Origin of the sequence: Streptosporangium sandarakinum, from assembly GCF_013409935.1 — a bacterium.
GTDB lineage: Bacteria > Actinomycetota > Actinomycetes > Streptosporangiales > Streptosporangiaceae > Streptosporangium > Streptosporangium nondiastaticum.
Window position 1 is genome coordinate 2,938,796 of sequence record NZ_JACCCO010000001.1, and the last position, 15,357, is coordinate 2,954,152.

Here is a 15,357-nt window from a genome sequence, read left to right on the forward strand (position 1 = left end):
GTCAGCCCCTCCCCCGGATGTCGGTGCGGGACAGCACGATGGCGCCGATCAGGGCGGCCAGCAGGAGGACCGAGAGCGCCTCGAAGGGCAGCACCCAGTTGCGGAAGACGCTGGAGCCGATCTCGCCGGCCGAACCGCCACCGGCCCGGAGGGGGGCGTAGGCGGTGCGGAAGCCGTCGACCACGACGGTGACCAGGACGGCGGCCGTGGCGAGCGCCACGAGCGCGGCGGCCGGTCGGTTCCCGCTGTCGAGATCGGCCGACCTGCCGATCGGGGCACGGGTGAGCATGATGCCGAACAGCAGCAGGACCACGATCGCGCCGACGTATATCAGCACCTGGACCCAGGCGACGAACTCAGCCGTCAGGACGAGGTAACACCCCGCGAGCGCGCCGAACGTGACGACCAGCCAGAGGGCCGCGTGGACGAGTTGCCTGGTGGTCACCACCAGCAGCGCCGCCCCGACCGCCACCGCGCCGAGCAGCAGGAAGACGATCTCCTGCCCGGTCGGTGACAGATAGGACGGCGCGTCGGTCACTTCTCCTCCTCGGACTCCTCAGCCTGGTCCGTGGCAGAAGTCTGCTCCGCCGGGCCTTCGTCCGGGGGCACACCACCCTGTTCTGTGGATAAGTTCTCGGCAGGCGGGGTGTCCTTCTTCGGGAGCGCGCCCGGCGGGCGGATCGCCCGGACGTCCGAGAACCGGGTGGAGGTCCTCCGTCGCGGCCGTTCCGGCCGGGAAGACTCGGTGGGAGACGGTGGTTGGTCACCGTGTTCGGAGCCGACCGGCGGGGAACCGGCAGACCCGGAGCCCGCGGGCCCGGCACCGGGGAGAGAAGAACCGGCAGATCCGGAGCCCGCAGGCCCGGAGCCGGGACCGGGGGGAGGAGAACCGGCGGGCTCGGAACCCACCGGCGTGGAGTCCTCGGGCCGTCCTCCCGGGGATTCCACCGGCTCGTCCCCGGCGGGGGGAATGTCATTCTTCGGGAGCGCGCCCGGCGGGCGGATCGCCCGGACGTCCGCGCGCCGGGTCGAGGTCCTCCGCTCGGGACGGCGCGGCTCGGAGGACGTGGACGGTCCGGAGGACGTTGACGACTCGGGAGAGGTGGACGGCCCGGTAGAGGTGGTCGCCTCCGGCGGTGTGGGGGACGCGGGCGCCTCGGAGGGCGCCGACGGCGTCCCGGCCGTCCCGGCCCCTCCCGGTACCGTCCGGGCCGGCCCCGCGGTGGTGCGGGGACGGGCGGGGCGTGAGGCGGCCGCCAGTTCCTTGGGCGGCTCGGCGTTGGGCTCGTGGGCCGGGGGCGGCGGAACCGTCTGCACCCAGGCCGCCAGCCTGTCCTTCTCGTGCAGAAGGTTACGGATGTCACCGTCGGCGTACTCGAACTCCGGCGACCAGAACAGCGCGTCGAACGGGCACACCTCGATGCAGATGCCGCAGTACATGCACAGCGAGAAATCGATCGCGAACCGGTCGAGCACGTTGCGGGCGCGGGGACGGCCGCCCTCCGGGGCGGGGAGGGTCTCCTTGTGGGAGTCGATGTAGATGCACCAGTCGGGGCACTCACGGGCGCAGAGCATGCACACCGTGCAGTTCTCCTCGACCAGGGCGATCACGCCGCGGCTCCGGGCGGGCAGATCGGGCCTGACGTCGGGGTACTGCTGGGTCACCGACTTGTTCAGCATGTGGCGAAGGGTGACGGAGAGCCCTTTCGCCAGCCCCACTCCTGGTATCCGTGCCACAACACCACATCATGACGCATGGGGGCGCGCCCGGGAATGCGGCGTCCAGTAAAACGCCCATATCGGACACCGATCCAGCCTCCGAGGGTTGTCCACAGAAGTTATCCACAGACTGTGTGTTCGAGTATCGGCCCCCATCCGGAGGCCGATACGGAAAGGACACCCGCGGAGACTGCGGCTGACGGTGGGAATACGTATTGTTCGCGACATGTCCCACCAGTACGGCCCCGGCCGGTACCCGCAGACGCCTCCGCGGCCCTCCACGGGATGGAGCGTGGCCTGGGCCCTGGTGCCCCTGTTCACCTTCGGGATCGGCACGCCGTTCGTCATCGGCCACGCCGCCCGCCGCCTGCGCAGTCCCGGGCTGGCCCTCGCAACCGTCCTGTACGGCATCGCCGTCGCGACGTTCCTGGTCGGGGCCGGCACCTACGGTGACTCGGAGCTGATCCCGACCTGGCTGGACACCATTATGATGATCGGCTTCTTCGGCACCTGGATCGGCGGCCTGGGACACGCGCTGACCATCCGGGGCGCGGTGTTCCGGCGGGAGGGCTCCCCGCGGCAGGCGGCACCGTACGGGTCGTACGAACCGTACGGCGAGCCGTACGGGACGAAGCACGGCTCGCGGCACGGGTCCTCGCACGAGATGACGCACCCCTCACGGCAGGGATCGCCGTACGAGGCGCCGCGCCGATCATCGCACGGGCCCTCCGCCGAGCCGCCGCCCGGATCGCCGTACAAGCCGTACGAACCGCGTGAATCGTACGAAACAGCTCCGCGTGGGTCACGGTCACGGTACGGCTCGCCGCCCGGCCCGTACGCGCAGCCGAGGACACCGGCGGGGTCACCGGCCGGGCCCGCCCCGGCGTCACACGGACCGGCTTCGGCTGTGCCCGGGGTGGGTCCGGTGACGCCGTACGGACCGACCCCGGCCTCGCACGGAGCGGGTCCGGTGACACCGTACGGGCCGCCGGGGTCGCACGCCCCGGCCGTCGCCGCGCCGCACCCGGCTCCCCCCGTCCCCGGCCGGGAGCCCGCCTCCCCGTGGGGGCCCCGGCCCGGCGAACCGCCGTACGGCACGTCGCGGACCCCGGCCCACCACACCCCCGCCCACCACACCCCGGGGCCCTACGACCGGCCCTCGCCCGCCGGGACCTTCACCGGAGCCGGCGGGCCCGCCGGCTCCCTCCGCGGCCATGAAGGCCGTGAAGGCCGTGAAGGCCGCGAAGGCCAGGACAGCCACGACGGCCACCGTGACCGCGGCGGCCGGCACGACGGTCACGACCGGCGCGACCGTCGTGACCCGCAGGGCGGTCACGACCACGAGGAGCGCCGCCTGGGGCCGTACCGGCTGGTCGGCACCCTCGGCAGGGGTGGCCAGGGCACGGTCCACCTGGCGCTCACCCCCCGGGGGGAGAAGGTGGCGATCAAGGTCCTGCACGAGCACTTCACCGGCGACCCGGTGGTCAGGGAACGGTTCATCCGGGAGGTTGAGGCGACGCGGAGGGTGGCGACGTTCTCCACGGCCCGGGTGCTCGACGTGAACATCACCGACGACCAGGCCTACGTCGTCAGCGAGTACGTCGACGGCGTCTCCCTGGAGCAGCTGGTCCGCGAGCAGGGTCCCCGCACCGAGGACGGCCTGACCCGGCTGGCCCTGGCCACGGCCGGCGCGCTGGCCGCGATCCACCGGGCGGGCGTGGTGCACCGTGACTTCAAACCGGCCAACGTGCTGATCGGCGGGGACGGGCCGCGTGTGATCGACTTCGGCATCGCCCGCGCCCTGGACCAGGCGACGGCCACGGCCACCGGCAGCGTCATCGGCACCCCGGCCTACATGTCCCCGGAGCAGATCTCCGGGGAGCACGTCGGCCCGGAGTCCGACGTGTTCAGCTGGGCGTCCACGATGATCTTCGCCGCCTCCGGCCGGGTGGCCTTCGGCGCGGACACCATCCCGGCGATCCTGAACCGGGTGATCAGCCACCACCCCGACCTGTCCTCGCTGCCGTCGTCACTGCGCCCGCTGGCCGCCTCCTGCCTGGACAAGCGGCCCGTCAACCGGCCGACGGCCGCCGACATCATGCTGCGGATCGTGCACTAGCCGTCCCCCGCCCCCCACCGGCGGACGGCTGACAGCGGACGGCTGGAACAGTCGACCGGCTGACGGCGGACGGCTGGAGCGGACGACCGGCGACCGGCGAGAACAGCCGGCGGCCGGCGGCGAGCGGACCACGGGGCGGCCGGAGGCCGATCGGCGGGCCTGTTCCGGATCAGGGCACCGCGTCCCCGACCCGGCTCGTCAGGTCGAGATACTCCTCGCGGCTCAGCGTCCGGGTCTCCAGCTCCAGCCCGTTCCGTACGGCGAAGCGGCGCGCCGCCTCCGGGTCCCAGCGCCCCGGCAGGTGGAACCGGCCCTCCCCGACGATCAGCCCGGTCATCCCGGGGTCGGCCGAGTAGAGAAGCAGCCGGTCGGCCTCGATCTCGCGGGTCCTGCGCTCGGTCTCCAGCAGCAGCCGATCGTGCACCACCACGAGCCGGCAGTGCGGTTTGCCCTGCCGCTGCAGCTCGCGGCTGTCGGCGGTCTGCCTGCGGGCCCGCCGCCTGCCGATCCCGACCAGGAAGACGGCGGCGGCGCCGGTGGCGGTCAGCCCGGCCAGCACCAGGGAGGTGATCCCGAGCGTGTCCATGCCCCGGGTGACGTCGGTGAAGTTCGCCATGTTGAGGACGACGAGGGTGGCGAAGGCGGCGCCGTAGGCGAGCACCAGCCACATCAGCGCGTACAGGAGCTGTTCGCGCCACCAGACCTTCGCCGGCCCCTTGGGAGGCCGCAGGCTCCGCGGGCCGGGGACGCGCAGCCGCGGCAGGGCCGGGGGCGGCATGCGCCAGCCCACCATGCACCACCCCGGCGACCGGCGGGCGAGCGCGACGCGGGCCTCCTCGCCGGTGGCGAACCGCCGCTCCTCGAAGGTCAGGCCGTGCCGCCGGGCGAACGCCTCCAGATAGGCGCGCGAACGGGAACCGGGGGCCTGCATGATCACCAGGCCGGACTCGTCGAGCAGCGCCAGGCCGTACCTGGTCCTGCTCCGGCCCGGGTAGTCGAAGAACAGCAGCGTGCACACCCGGGCGCCGCCCGCGAGCGGCAGCCGTACCGGCGGGTGTTCCGGCACCTCGACGACGAGGTCGTCATGGTCCACGGCGAGTGCGAGGGTCATCGGTTCCGTCCTATGGCCGTGCTGTCTCACATGCGGGTCCTCCTCCTGCCCAGCGTGCACGTTTTGAAATCCCGGAGGCCGTATCCGGGGGCGCGACACGTGGCCGGAACCGGACACGACGTCCGGGGGCCGCCGGACGCACCGGGATCAGCCCGCCAGGACACGGACGATCCCGGTCAGCGCGAGCTGGACCAGCGCCAGCGGCACCAGTCCCACCCAGGCGAGTCTCTGGAGCTGGTCCTCGCGCAGCCGGGGGTAGCTCACCCGGACCCAGATGACCACGAAGACCAGGACGGCCACCTTCAGGAGCGTCCAGACCGGCCCGGGGAGGAACGGCCCGTGCCAGCCGCCCAGGAACAGGACCGTGGTCAGCGCGGACAGCACGATGATCCCGGCGTACTCGGCCAGCATGAACAGGGCGAACCGCATGCCGGTGTACTCGGTCATCGGGCCCATGATGATCTCGGACTCGGCGATCGGCATGTCGAACGGCGGGCGGCGCAGCTCGGCGAGCCCGGCGGTGAAGAAGACGACCGCGCCGATCGCCTGCCAGGGCAGCCACCACCACCGCCACGCCTCCACGATGCCCGGCAGGGAGAGGGTCCCGGCGGCCATCGCGACGCTGGAGGCGGCCAGGACCAGCGGAAGCTCGTAGGACACGAGCTGGGCGGCCGAGCGGATGCCGCCGAGCACCGAGTACTTGTTGCCGGACGCCCAGCCGGCCATGATCGAGCCGAGCACGCCGATCCCCATCACGGCGAGGACGAAGAACAGCCCGGCGTCGAGGTCCACCCCGACCAGGCCGGGGCCGACCGGGACGACCACCAGCACCACGAGGTACGGGATCAGCGCCACCGCTGGGGCCAGGGCGAACACCCGGCGGTCGGCGGCGGCCGGGACGATCTCCTCCTTCTGCGCGAACTTGACCCCGTCGGCGATCAGCTGCGCCCAGCCGTGGAAGCCTCCGGCGCGCATCGGGCCCAGGCGCGCCTGCATGTGGGCCATGACCTTGTGCTCGGCCTGCCCGGCGATCAGCGGGAGCACCAGGAACGCCGCCACGATCACGGCCAGCCGGACGGCGACGTCGAGCACCACGGCCATCACGCCTCCCAACGCCGTGCCCCGGGGGGGCCGGGACCCGGACCTCTCGGCCGCCGCGCCCACGGGCGGGGGCGGCCGGGTCTGCCGGTCTCCCGGTCATCATGCCCCGGCCGGGCCCGTGGCATCCCCGCCCGCCGCCGCGAGAATCGCGCCCGTCGTGGGGTTCCCGGCCCCCGCGGCGTCCGGACCCACCGCGGCGGACAGATCACCGCGGCATTCGAACTCACCGCGGCGGACGGACCACCGCGGCGTCCGGATCCATCGCGGCGGACGGATCATCGCGGCCCGGTCCCGGCCGCGTGCCGTCCCCGGTTACCGCTCCTCGGTGTCGCGCCCCCAGCCGGCGGCGGGCACGCCGGGCGGGAGCGTCTTGCGGCGGCTCGGCGATCCGTGGCCGGACTCGCCCGGCTCCTTGGCGCCGGGCCACGCCTTGGCGACCCGGGCGGCCAGCACGAAGTCCTTGCGCAGCGGGTGCCCCTCGAAGCCCTCGGGCAGCAGCAGCGGCACCAGGTTGGGGTGGCCCTCGAAGACCACGCCGAACATCTCGAAGGTCTCGCGCTCGTGCCAGTCGGCGCCCCGGAACACGCCGACCGCGCTGGGCAGGCGGGGGTCGGCGCGCGGCACCCGGGTGCGGGGCAGCAGGTGGGCGCGGGTCACGGGGTCGTAGAGGTGGGCGACCACCGAGAAGGCGTCGGGCGGCTCGTCCACACCGGTCAGCCAGTCGAAGAACACGTATCCCCGGTCGCGGGCGAACTCCAGCAGGTCGGTCCAGTCACCCGGCGGGACGTCGGCGGTGATCTCGCCGAAGGACTCCGACACCTGGACGCGCTCGCCGTACCGGGCGAGGAGGGCGTCCCGGACGGGGGTCGCGGGCCCGGCCCCGGCCACGGGGCGCGCGGGCGGCTCGGGGATCGGGGGCTGCTCAGACATACCGGTCACCCAGGTTCTCGGCGGCGATCTTCTCCTGGAGCATCATGATCCCGTGCAGCAGCGCCTCGGGCCGGGGCGGACAGCCCGGGACGTAGACGTCCACCGGGATGATCTGGTCGACGCCCTTGGTGACGCAGTAGGAGTCCCAGTACGGCCCGCCCGAGTTGGAGCACGCGCCGAAGGAGATGACGTACTTCGGGTCGGGCATCTGCTCGTACAGCCGCTTGACCGCCGGCGCCATCTTGTCGGTCACCGTGCCCGAGACGATCATCAGGTCGGCCTGGCGGGGGCCGTTGGCGAACGGGATGACCCCGAACCTGATGAAGTCGTGCCTGCTCATCGAGGTCGCGATGAACTCGATGGCGCAACAGGCCAGACCGAAGTTGAACGCCCACAGCGAGTAGCGCCGGCCCCAGTTGAGGACGAAGCGCATGGGCTTGGGAGCCAGCCGGGAGACCGGCCCCACGGTGGGCATCGGGAGATCAGCCATGTGATGCATTCTCCCTTCCGTGTCGGTCGGCCGGGGCCGTGGGACCCTCGGCGGGGCCGGGCGCCGTTTCCCGGTGCGGGCTCCGGCGGGCCGGACCGTCCCGCGCGGCGCCCGGTTGTCAGGCCCAGGTCAGGACGCGTTTGCGCCAGCCGTACAGGATGCCGAGCGCGATGAACCCCAGGAAGACGAACATCTCCACCAGCGTCGTCATTCCGAACCCGGGGGCGGCGAAGACCGTCGCCCAGGGGAAGAGGAAGACCGCGTCCACCGCGAAGATCACGTAGAGGTAGGTGAAGACGTAGTAGCGGACCTGGGACTGCGCCCAGCCCTCGCCCACCGGGTCGACGCCGCACTCGTAGGTCGCCAGCTTTTCGGGGGTCGGCCGGGCGGGCCTGAGCATCCGGTTGGCGAACAGCGCCCCGGCGACGATCGCCACCCCGACCACGAGCAGGGCGAAGACCGCGGCGTAGGAGCCGAGATACCCGAGAGACACGGTCACGACCTCCCTCTCCGTCGCCGGCGCGCCCGGCGGGCGTCCCGCCGCGCACGCCCCTCGAACCGGCCCCGGAGCCCGCGTCGATCCTCCCGCGCGGCTTCCTTCCGACCGGCTTCGGAGCCCGCGGCGGTCCCGCGTGTGCGCCCCTTCTGACCAGCTATATCAGCATCCGCGGCACCGGTCACCCCATGGCGGGCCCAAACCTTCTCACGATCAAAACCTCTCCGCCATTAACCCCAAAAAACGGCAAATAGCCACTTATCGCCCCTAGCCTGGCACCCATGCCCAGTCTGCGACTCACCGGAGGAATCGCGCTGATCGTCGCTTCCGCGGCGGGTTGCGGCGCGGTCTCCTCCGACACCGAGGCCCCCCTCCACTCGGAACCCACGATGGTCGACTACGTGGCGCCCACCGCCGTGCGGGGACTCGACGTCCGTACCGTCTCCCGGCGCGACCCCGGTAAGCCGGAGGTGCACGCCGCCTACCCCTCGGTCGCGGACGCCCCCCGCCTCACCGAGGAGCTCCGGCGTACGGTGACCGCGCAGCTCGACCTGTTCGACCGGAGCGTGCGGGAGGATCGCAAGGGCACCGCGGGGCAGTCGCCCCGCGCCGAGTTCAACGTGGACTGGCAGCTCACCGCCGCCTCGGAAGAGGTGCTCGGCGTACGGCTGCGCACCGGCGAGTCCGCCGGCGGCGGCTGGACGGAGACCCGCACCACCGTCTGGTACGACCGGGTGGACAAGCGCGCCGTGGACTCCGCCGGCCTTCTCAGGGACCGCGCGGCCCTGACCGAGCTGGCCAGGCTCGCCAGGCGGAGCCTGCTGTCCCGGGGGGCCGCGGCGAACCCGCAAGCGGTCACCCCGGACCCGAAGATCTTCGACTCCATCGCCTTCAACATGCACGGCGATCTCGTCGTGGAGTTCGACGACTCGCAGGTCGGGCCGGGCTTCCTCGGCCGGGTCGCGGTGGCCGTGCCGGCCGGGACCGCCGGGCCGATGCTGTCGCCGACCGGGCTGCGGGCGCAGCGGGCGGTCGTCGAGGAGGCGGGCAGGCGGGCCACGGCGCCGCCGCCCTCCTCCCTGGAGGAGCCGAACGCCGACCGGCCGAAGGCGACCAGCTCGCGCGGCGGCGACGTCGACTGCGCGAAGGCCAAGTGCGTCGCGCTGACCTACGACGACGGCCCCGGCACCGGCACCGCCGGGGTGCTGGACGCCCTCGCCGCGCAGGGGGCGAGGGCCACCTTCTTCTGCGTCGGCTCCAGCGCGGTGGCCCGCCCCGACCTGCTCCGGCGCATGACGGCCGAGGGGCATCTGGTCGCCGGTCACACCTGGTCGCACCGCGACCTGAGCGCCATGTCCCGGAACATGATCACCGACCAGCTCGTCCGGGGCCGGGACGCGGTCGCCCAGGCCGCCGGGCAGGTGCCCACGCTGGTGCGCCCGCCGTACGGCAGGGTCGGCGACCAGATCACCGCCGCCGCCCGCGAGCTGGGCATGCCGGTGGTCCGGTGGAGCGTCGACACCGGCGACCTCGGCGACAACGCCCCCGCGGACGTCGCCGCGCGGGCCGTCGCGGGGGCCACGCGCGGCGCGATCATCCTCATGCACGACACGGGCGGATCGGCCGCCGAGGCCACGGCCGAGGTCCTGCGGCGTCTCAAAGCCGAGGGTTACACCTTCGTCACCGTCCCCGAGCTGTACGGCTCGCAGGGGATGCGGCCGGGCGCGGTCTACGACTCCGCCGAGTCCGGCGAGCGCGCCCGGACCCTCGACAAGCAGACGATGCTCTGACCGGCGCGGGGCCGACGCCACGGGGAGATGGCTACGGGGGAGAAGGTTCCGACTCGAGGCGGGACATATAGTTGAGGATCGTGACCACAACCGTCCTCTTCGGCCGCCTGCACGTCGACCTGTGCCGGATCGCCGCCGGGCTGTGTCGGGCAGGTCGCCCGCGGTCGTGACCGTCCCCCAGGCCCTTCACGACCCCCTCCGAAGCCCGACTCCGCGACCCGCAGAGGACGTGTGACGCGAGCACGCGCCTTTCCACCGTGTGGAACGCGGAACACCCGAAGCGTGACCCCGAGGGATCTAGCATGGAAAGAAAAACGTGCCACCAGCGACGGCGCCCCATCGCGTCGAGGAGGACCGAGCTGTGACCAAGCAGGTTCAGCAACTCGACCGCGTGATCATACGCTTCGCCGGAGACTCCGGCGACGGCATGCAGCTCACCGGTGATCGCTTCACGGCCGGGACAGCGGAGTTCGGCAACGACCTGTCGACCCTGCCCAACTTCCCCGCCGAGATCCGCGCCCCCGCAGGGACCCTGCCGGGCGTGTCGAGTTTCCAGCTTCACTTCGCCGACCACGACATCCTCACGCCCGGCGACGCGCCGAACGTCCTGGTCGCGATGAACCCCGCGGCATTGAAGGCCAACCTGTCCGACCTGCCGCGCGGTGGCGACATCATCGCCAACACCGACGAGTTCACCAAGCGCAACCTCCAGAAGGTCGGCTACACCGCCAACCCGCTGGAGGACGACTCGCTGGCCGAGTGGCGGGTGCACGCGGTGCCGCTGACGTCCCTGACGGTCAAGGCCCTGGAGGGCTTCGACCTGTCCAAGAAGGACGCCGAGCGCTCCAAGAACATGTTCGCCCTGGGCCTGCTGAGCTGGCTGTACCACCGGCCGACCGAGGCGACGATCCAGTTCCTGGAGACCAAGTTCGCCAAGAAGCCCGACATCGCCAAGGCCAACATCGCGGCCTTCCAGGCGGGCTGGAACTACGGTGAGACCACCGAGTCGTTCTCGGTGTCCTACGAGGTCAAGCCGGCCAAGCTGGCCCCGGGCGTCTACCGCAACATCTCCGGCAACCAGGCCCTGGCCTACGGCCTGATCGCCGCCTCGGTGCGGTCGGGGCTGCCGCTGTTCCTCGGCTCGTACCCGATCACGCCGGCCAGCGACATCCTGCACGAGCTGTCGAAGCACAAGCGGTTCGGCATCCGCACCTTCCAGGCCGAGGATGAGATCGCCGGTGTCGGCGCCGCGCTCGGGGCGGCGTTCGGCGGGGCACTGGGCGTGACCACCACCTCCGGGCCCGGCGTGGCGCTGAAGGCCGAGACCGTCGGCCTGGCGGTGACCACGGAGCTGCCGCTGGTCGTGGTCGACGTGCAGCGGGCCGGCCCGTCCACCGGCATGCCGACCAAGACCGAGCAGACCGACCTGCTGATGGCGATGTACGGCCGCAACGGCGAGTCGCCGGTGCCGATCGTGGCGCCGGCCACCCCGTCCGACTGCTTCGACGCGGCCGTCGAGGCGGCCCGGATCGCGGTGAAGTACCGCACCCCGGTCATGCTGCTGTCGGACGGCTACCTCGCCAACGGCTCCGAGCCGTGGAAGGTGCCGAGCGCGGCCGAGCTGCCCGACATCTCCGTCGACTTCGCCACCGCGCCGAACGGCGAGGACGGCACGACGTTCCTGCCCTTCGCCCGCGACCCGGAGACCCTGGCCCGCCCGTGGGCGATCCCGGGCACCGCGGGGCTGGAGCACCGGATCGGCGGCATCGAGAAGGCCGACGGCACCGGCAACATCTCCTACGACCCGAACAACCACGACAAGATGGTCCGGCTGCGCCAGGCCAAGATCGACGGCATCGCCGCCGACATCCCGGAGCTGGAGGTCGACGACCCCGACGGCGACGCCCGGGTGCTGGTGCTGGGCTGGGGCTCCACCTACGGCCCGATCGCCGCGGCGGTGCGGCGGATCAGGAAGTCCGGCGGCAAGGTCGCCCAGGCCCACCTGCGCCACCTCAACCCGCTGCCCGCCAACACCGGCGAGGTGCTGCGTTCCTACGACAAGGTGCTCCTTCCGGAGATCAACCTCGGCCAGCTGGCGCTGCTGCTGCGCGCCCGCTTCCTGGTCGACGTCATCAGCTACAACCGCGTGCGCGGGCTTCCGTTCAAGGCCGAGGAGCTGGCGAGCGTGATCCAGGATGTGATCGACAGTGAGTGACCTCATCACCAACGGCAGGGGCCTGTCCCTCGTCCCCAAGTCCGACGTCGCACTGGGCATGAAGGACTTCAAGTCCGACCAGGAGGTCCGCTGGTGCCCCGGCTGCGGCGACTACGCCATCCTCGCCGCGGTCCAGTCCTTCGTGCCGGAGCTGGGCCTCAAGCGCGAGAACATGGTGTTCGTCTCGGGCATCGGCTGCTCGTCGCGGTTCCCGTACTACATGAACACCTACGGGTTCCACTCGATCCACGGCCGCGCCCCGGCGATCGCCACCGGCCTGGCCGCCTCCCGGCCGGACCTCAGCGTGTGGGTGATCACCGGTGACGGCGACTCGCTGTCCATCGGCGGCAACCACCTGATCCACGCGCTGCGCCGCAACGTCAACCTCAACATCCTGCTGTTCAACAACCGGATCTACGGGCTGACCAAGGGCCAGTACTCCCCGACCTCCGAGGTCGGCAAGGTCACCAAGTCCACGCCGATGGGGTCGCTGGACAAGCCGTTCAACCCGGTGTCGCTGGCGCTCGGCGCGGAGGCATCGTTCGTGGCCCGCACCATCGACTCCGACCGCAAGCACCTGCAGTCGGTGCTGCGCCAGGCCGCCGAGCACCGCGGCACCTCCCTGGTGGAGATCTACCAGAACTGCAACATTTTCAACGACGGCGCCTTCGAGCAGCTCAAGGACCCGGCGCAGCGCGACGAGATCACGCTGCGGCTGGAGCACGGGCAGCCGATCGTCTCGGCCACCAAGGCGGTCCGCCGCTCGGCCGACGGCGGCATCGAGGTCGTCGCCCGCTCGGAGGTGCGCGAGGAGGAGATCCTCGTGCACGACGCCCACCGCGCCGACCCGACGCTGGCCTTCGCGCTGTCGCGGCTGGACGAGCCGGCGTTCGAGCACGTGCCGATCGGCGTGTTCCGCAACGTCGACCGCCCGAGCTACGACGAGCTGATGGCCGCGCAGCTGGAGGAGGCCACCGCCCAGCGCGGCGCCGGTGACCTGGACGAACTGCTGCTCGCCGGGGACACCTGGCGCATCGGCTGACCGCGCCTGGCGCACGGACCGCTCCGGAGCCCGGAGTGAACGAAAGAAGGCACGGCCACGGGGCCGCTCCCACGCGGGGGCGGCCCCGTGGCTTTTCTCACCGAAGAACCAGGGAGAATTTCCCGATACATCGGTTATCGGGTACATCGTCGGGTCGGTTGCGGTATGAAACGCCTGTGCCCTCCGAGGCCCGGCCGGAGCGCCCGGCGGCGCCGTCATCGACCCCTGGGAGAACGCCCATGCCGACCGCCCCGGAATCCGAACGGCCGAGCGGGCCCGAGCGGGAGGGCTTCGGAGGTTCCGGGGGCTTCCCGGGCTTGGACGGCTCCGGCGGTTCCGGGGACTTCACGGGATCCGGGGGTCCCGAAGGCTCCGAGGCCTCCGGCTGGCACGGCCGCCGCGTGCTGGTGACGGGCGCCACCGGGTTCATCGGGGCCCGCCTGGTGGGACGCCTGGCCGCCCTCGGCGCGCGGGTGCACGCGGTCAGCCGCAGACCCGGCCGGGCAACCGAGTACGGCCCGGCCTGGCACGTCGCCGACGTCGGCGACACCGAGGCGGCCGGGGCGCTGGTCCGCTCCGTCCGGCCCGACGTCGTCTTCCACCTCGCCAGCGAGGTCGCCGGCGCGCGTGACCCCCGGCTCGTCCCGACGATGCTCCGTGGCAACCTGGCGAGCGTGGTCAACCTGCTGACCGCGGTCGCCGAGGACCCCGGGGCGCGGGTGGTGCTGGCCGGGTCGGTGGAGGAGCCCCGTCCGGACGAGGGCGACGCCGTGCCGTCCTCCCCCTACGCGGCCGCCAAGTGGGCCGCGCGCGGTTACGCCCTGATGTTCCACCGCCTGTGGGACGTCCCCGTGACGAACCTGCGCGTCGCGATGGTCTACGGCCAGGGCGAGCGGAACCTCGCCAGGCTGGTGCCGTACATGGCGCTGTCGCTGCTGCGGGGGCGGGAGCCGGCTCTGAGCAGCGGCAAGCGTGAGATCGACTGGATCCACGTGGACGACGTCGTCGAGGCGTTCCTGGCCGCCGCCACGACCCCGGAGGCGGCCGGCCGGAGCCTCGACGTCGGCTCGGGCACGCGGACGACCATCCGCGACACCGCCGAGCTGCTGGTCCGGATCACCGGCGGCGTGGCGCGTCCCCGCTACGGCGCGCTCCCCGACCGGCCGCTGGACAGCGCCCGGATCGCCGACATCGGTCCCACCGCCGACGTGCTCGGCTGGCGGCCCGTCATCGGGCTGGAGGACGGCCTGCGCCGTACCGTCGCCTGGTACGCCGACCGGCTGCGGGCCGGCGAGTTCCAGGACGCGCCCGGCCCGTCCTGAACCACCGGGCCCGCCCTGCGCCGGCCGGGGCGGGCGTCCACCGCTGTAACGGGGGACGCGGGCGGTCCCGATATCCCGGACGGAGCCGGAAGACCGCACGCCGCGCCGCCCCGCCGTCCCGCGTGGCCGAAGGACCCCGGCCGGAGAAGGGGACGCTGGTGGAGTCGGTCGTCAACCTCACGGTCCACGGCATCGGCCCGGCCGTCCGCCCGCTCGATGAGGGCGAGGACGAGACCTGGGTCGACGTGGAACGGTTCGAGCGGGTGCTCGACGCCGTGGCGGGCCGCCCGGACGTCCGCGTCACCTTCGACGACGGCAACGCCTCCGACGTGGAGATCGCCCTCCCCCGGCTGCTCGAACGCGGCCTGACCGCGGAGTTCTTCGTGCTGGCCGGGCTCCTCGGCGAGCCGGGCAGGCTGGACGCCGACGGGGTCCGCGAGCTCGCCGCGGCGGGCATGCGGATCGGCTCGCACGGCTGGGCCCACCGCGACTGGCGGCGGCTGGACGCCCGGCAGGCGAAGGAGGAGATCGACGGCGCGAACCGCCTGCTCGGCGAGCTGGTGGGCGGGCCGGTGACGAGGGTGGCCATCCCGTTCGGGTCCTACGACAGGCGGGTGCTCGGCATGCTGAGGCGGGCCGGGGTGACCCGCGCCTACACCAGCGACGGCGGCCGGGCCCGCCCGGGTTCCTGGCTTCAGGCGCGCAACAGCCTGCGGCACGACATCGACCCGGGCTGGGCGTCCCGCGTAGTGGACGGCACCCCGCCGCTGCCGCTGCGCGCCCGCCGGACGGTCGCCCGGGTGGTCAAGCGGTTCCGCGGCTGACCGGCCGCACCGGTCGGCTCAAGCGGTTCCACGGCTGACCGGCCGCACCGGCCGGCGCGGGGCCACCTCGCAGCGCCGGCAACCCCCCGGCAACCCCCGGCAGCCCAGCGCCCCCGGAGACCCTTCGGACCCTCAAGGCGTTTTCCGACGCCCTTTTGGAACGCGGTAACGGCGTCCCGGCGCGGCACGATGAGCCGT

General features: G+C 72.7%; 13 protein-coding genes. 6 read left to right on the forward strand and 7 right to left on the reverse strand.

The annotated features are described in order from the left end of the window. Nucleotide 1 precedes the first annotated feature (1 nt). Complete coding sequence (locus HDA43_RS13130; RefSeq protein WP_179820288.1) at nucleotides 2–538, reverse strand: NADH-quinone oxidoreductase subunit J family protein; 537 nt, start codon at nucleotides 536–538, stop codon at nucleotides 2–4. Beyond that, nucleotides 535–1,680 (reverse strand): 4Fe-4S binding protein, encoded by a 1,146-nt coding sequence (locus tag HDA43_RS13135; protein WP_179820290.1) that lies wholly within the window; start codon nucleotides 1,678–1,680, stop codon nucleotides 535–537. Before HDA43_RS13135 ends, HDA43_RS13130 begins: the two co-directional genes overlap by 4 nt. Nucleotides 1,681–1,945: 265 nt before the next feature. Here HDA43_RS13135 and HDA43_RS13140 point away from each other — a divergent pair, with 265 nt between their 5' ends. Next, nucleotides 1,946–3,838, forward strand: coding sequence for a serine/threonine-protein kinase (locus HDA43_RS13140; RefSeq protein WP_179820292.1), 1,893 nt, complete (start codon nucleotides 1,946–1,948; stop codon nucleotides 3,836–3,838). Between the two features lie 169 nt (nucleotides 3,839–4,007). Here HDA43_RS13140 and HDA43_RS13145 read toward each other — a convergent pair whose 3' ends face one another. From HDA43_RS13145 to HDA43_RS13160, 5 genes are all read right to left on the reverse strand, one after another. Then, the gene (locus tag HDA43_RS13145; protein WP_179820294.1) at nucleotides 4,008–4,949 is read right to left on the reverse strand and encodes a hypothetical protein; all 942 of its coding nucleotides are present in this window, start codon (nucleotides 4,947–4,949) and stop codon (nucleotides 4,008–4,010) included. A gap of 147 nt (nucleotides 4,950–5,096) precedes the next feature. After that, nucleotides 5,097–6,050 (reverse strand): NADH-quinone oxidoreductase subunit NuoH, encoded by a 954-nt coding sequence (gene nuoH / locus HDA43_RS34335; RefSeq protein ID WP_218911709.1) that lies wholly within the window; start codon nucleotides 6,048–6,050, stop codon nucleotides 5,097–5,099. 312 nt (nucleotides 6,051–6,362) lie between these two features. Then, nucleotides 6,363–6,980, reverse strand: coding sequence for an NADH-quinone oxidoreductase subunit C (locus tag HDA43_RS34340; protein WP_218911710.1), 618 nt, complete (start codon nucleotides 6,978–6,980; stop codon nucleotides 6,363–6,365). Beyond that, nucleotides 6,973–7,470 carry an NADH-quinone oxidoreductase subunit B gene (locus HDA43_RS13155; RefSeq protein WP_179820297.1) on the reverse strand — a complete coding sequence of 166 codons (498 nt, stop codon included), beginning with the start codon at nucleotides 7,468–7,470 and terminating at the stop codon, nucleotides 6,973–6,975. Before HDA43_RS13155 ends, HDA43_RS34340 begins: the two co-directional genes overlap by 8 nt. Before the next feature lie 118 nt (nucleotides 7,471–7,588). Then, complete coding sequence (locus tag HDA43_RS13160; protein ID WP_179820300.1) at nucleotides 7,589–7,969, reverse strand: NADH-quinone oxidoreductase subunit A; 381 nt, start codon at nucleotides 7,967–7,969, stop codon at nucleotides 7,589–7,591. Nucleotides 7,970–8,247: 278 nt separating this feature from the next. Here HDA43_RS13160 and HDA43_RS13165 point away from each other — a divergent pair, with 278 nt between their 5' ends. The 5 genes from HDA43_RS13165 (at nucleotide 8,248) to HDA43_RS13185 (ending at nucleotide 15,159) form a co-directional block, all read left to right on the forward strand. Then, nucleotides 8,248–9,756: a polysaccharide deacetylase family protein gene (locus tag HDA43_RS13165; RefSeq protein ID WP_179820302.1), complete on the forward strand. Its 1,509-nt coding sequence runs from the start codon at nucleotides 8,248–8,250 to the stop codon at nucleotides 9,754–9,756. Between the two features lie 361 nt (nucleotides 9,757–10,117). Next, a complete protein-coding gene (locus tag HDA43_RS13170; protein WP_179820303.1) occupies nucleotides 10,118–11,971 on the forward strand; it encodes a 2-oxoacid:acceptor oxidoreductase subunit alpha in 1,854 nt (617 codons plus the stop codon). After that, complete coding sequence (locus tag HDA43_RS13175) at nucleotides 11,964–13,013, forward strand: 2-oxoacid:ferredoxin oxidoreductase subunit beta (RefSeq protein ID WP_179820304.1); 1,050 nt, start codon at nucleotides 11,964–11,966, stop codon at nucleotides 13,011–13,013. The genes HDA43_RS13170 and HDA43_RS13175 overlap by 8 nt, the downstream gene beginning before the upstream one ends. A gap of 401 nt (nucleotides 13,014–13,414) precedes the next feature. Further along, a complete protein-coding gene (locus HDA43_RS13180) occupies nucleotides 13,415–14,335 on the forward strand; it encodes an NAD-dependent epimerase/dehydratase family protein (protein WP_179820305.1) in 921 nt (306 codons plus the stop codon). A 122-nt stretch (nucleotides 14,336–14,457) separates the two neighbouring features. After that, nucleotides 14,458–15,159, forward strand: coding sequence for a polysaccharide deacetylase family protein (locus HDA43_RS13185; RefSeq protein WP_312873223.1), 702 nt, complete (start codon nucleotides 14,458–14,460; stop codon nucleotides 15,157–15,159). Nucleotides 15,160–15,357 lie beyond the last annotated feature (198 nt).

Excerpts from the sequence above, each read along its gene's own strand:
- HDA43_RS13135 (WP_179820290.1), bottom strand. The coding sequence starts at position 1,680 with ATGCTGAACAAGTCGGTGACCCAGCAGTACCCCGACGTCAGGCCCGAT.
- HDA43_RS13140 (WP_179820292.1), top strand. The coding sequence starts at position 1,946 with ATGTCCCACCAGTACGGCCCCGGCCGGTACCCGCAGACGCCTCCGCGG.
- HDA43_RS13145 (WP_179820294.1), bottom strand. The coding sequence starts at position 4,949 with ATGACCCTCGCACTCGCCGTGGACCATGACGACCTCGTCGTCGAGGTG.
- nuoH (WP_218911709.1), bottom strand. The coding sequence starts at position 6,050 with ATGGCCGTGGTGCTCGACGTCGCCGTCCGGCTGGCCGTGATCGTGGCG.
- HDA43_RS34340 (WP_218911710.1), bottom strand. The coding sequence starts at position 6,980 with ATGTCTGAGCAGCCCCCGATCCCCGAGCCGCCCGCGCGCCCCGTGGCC.
- HDA43_RS13155 (WP_179820297.1), bottom strand. The coding sequence starts at position 7,470 with ATGGCTGATCTCCCGATGCCCACCGTGGGGCCGGTCTCCCGGCTGGCT.
- HDA43_RS13165 (WP_179820302.1), top strand. The coding sequence starts at position 8,248 with ATGCCCAGTCTGCGACTCACCGGAGGAATCGCGCTGATCGTCGCTTCC.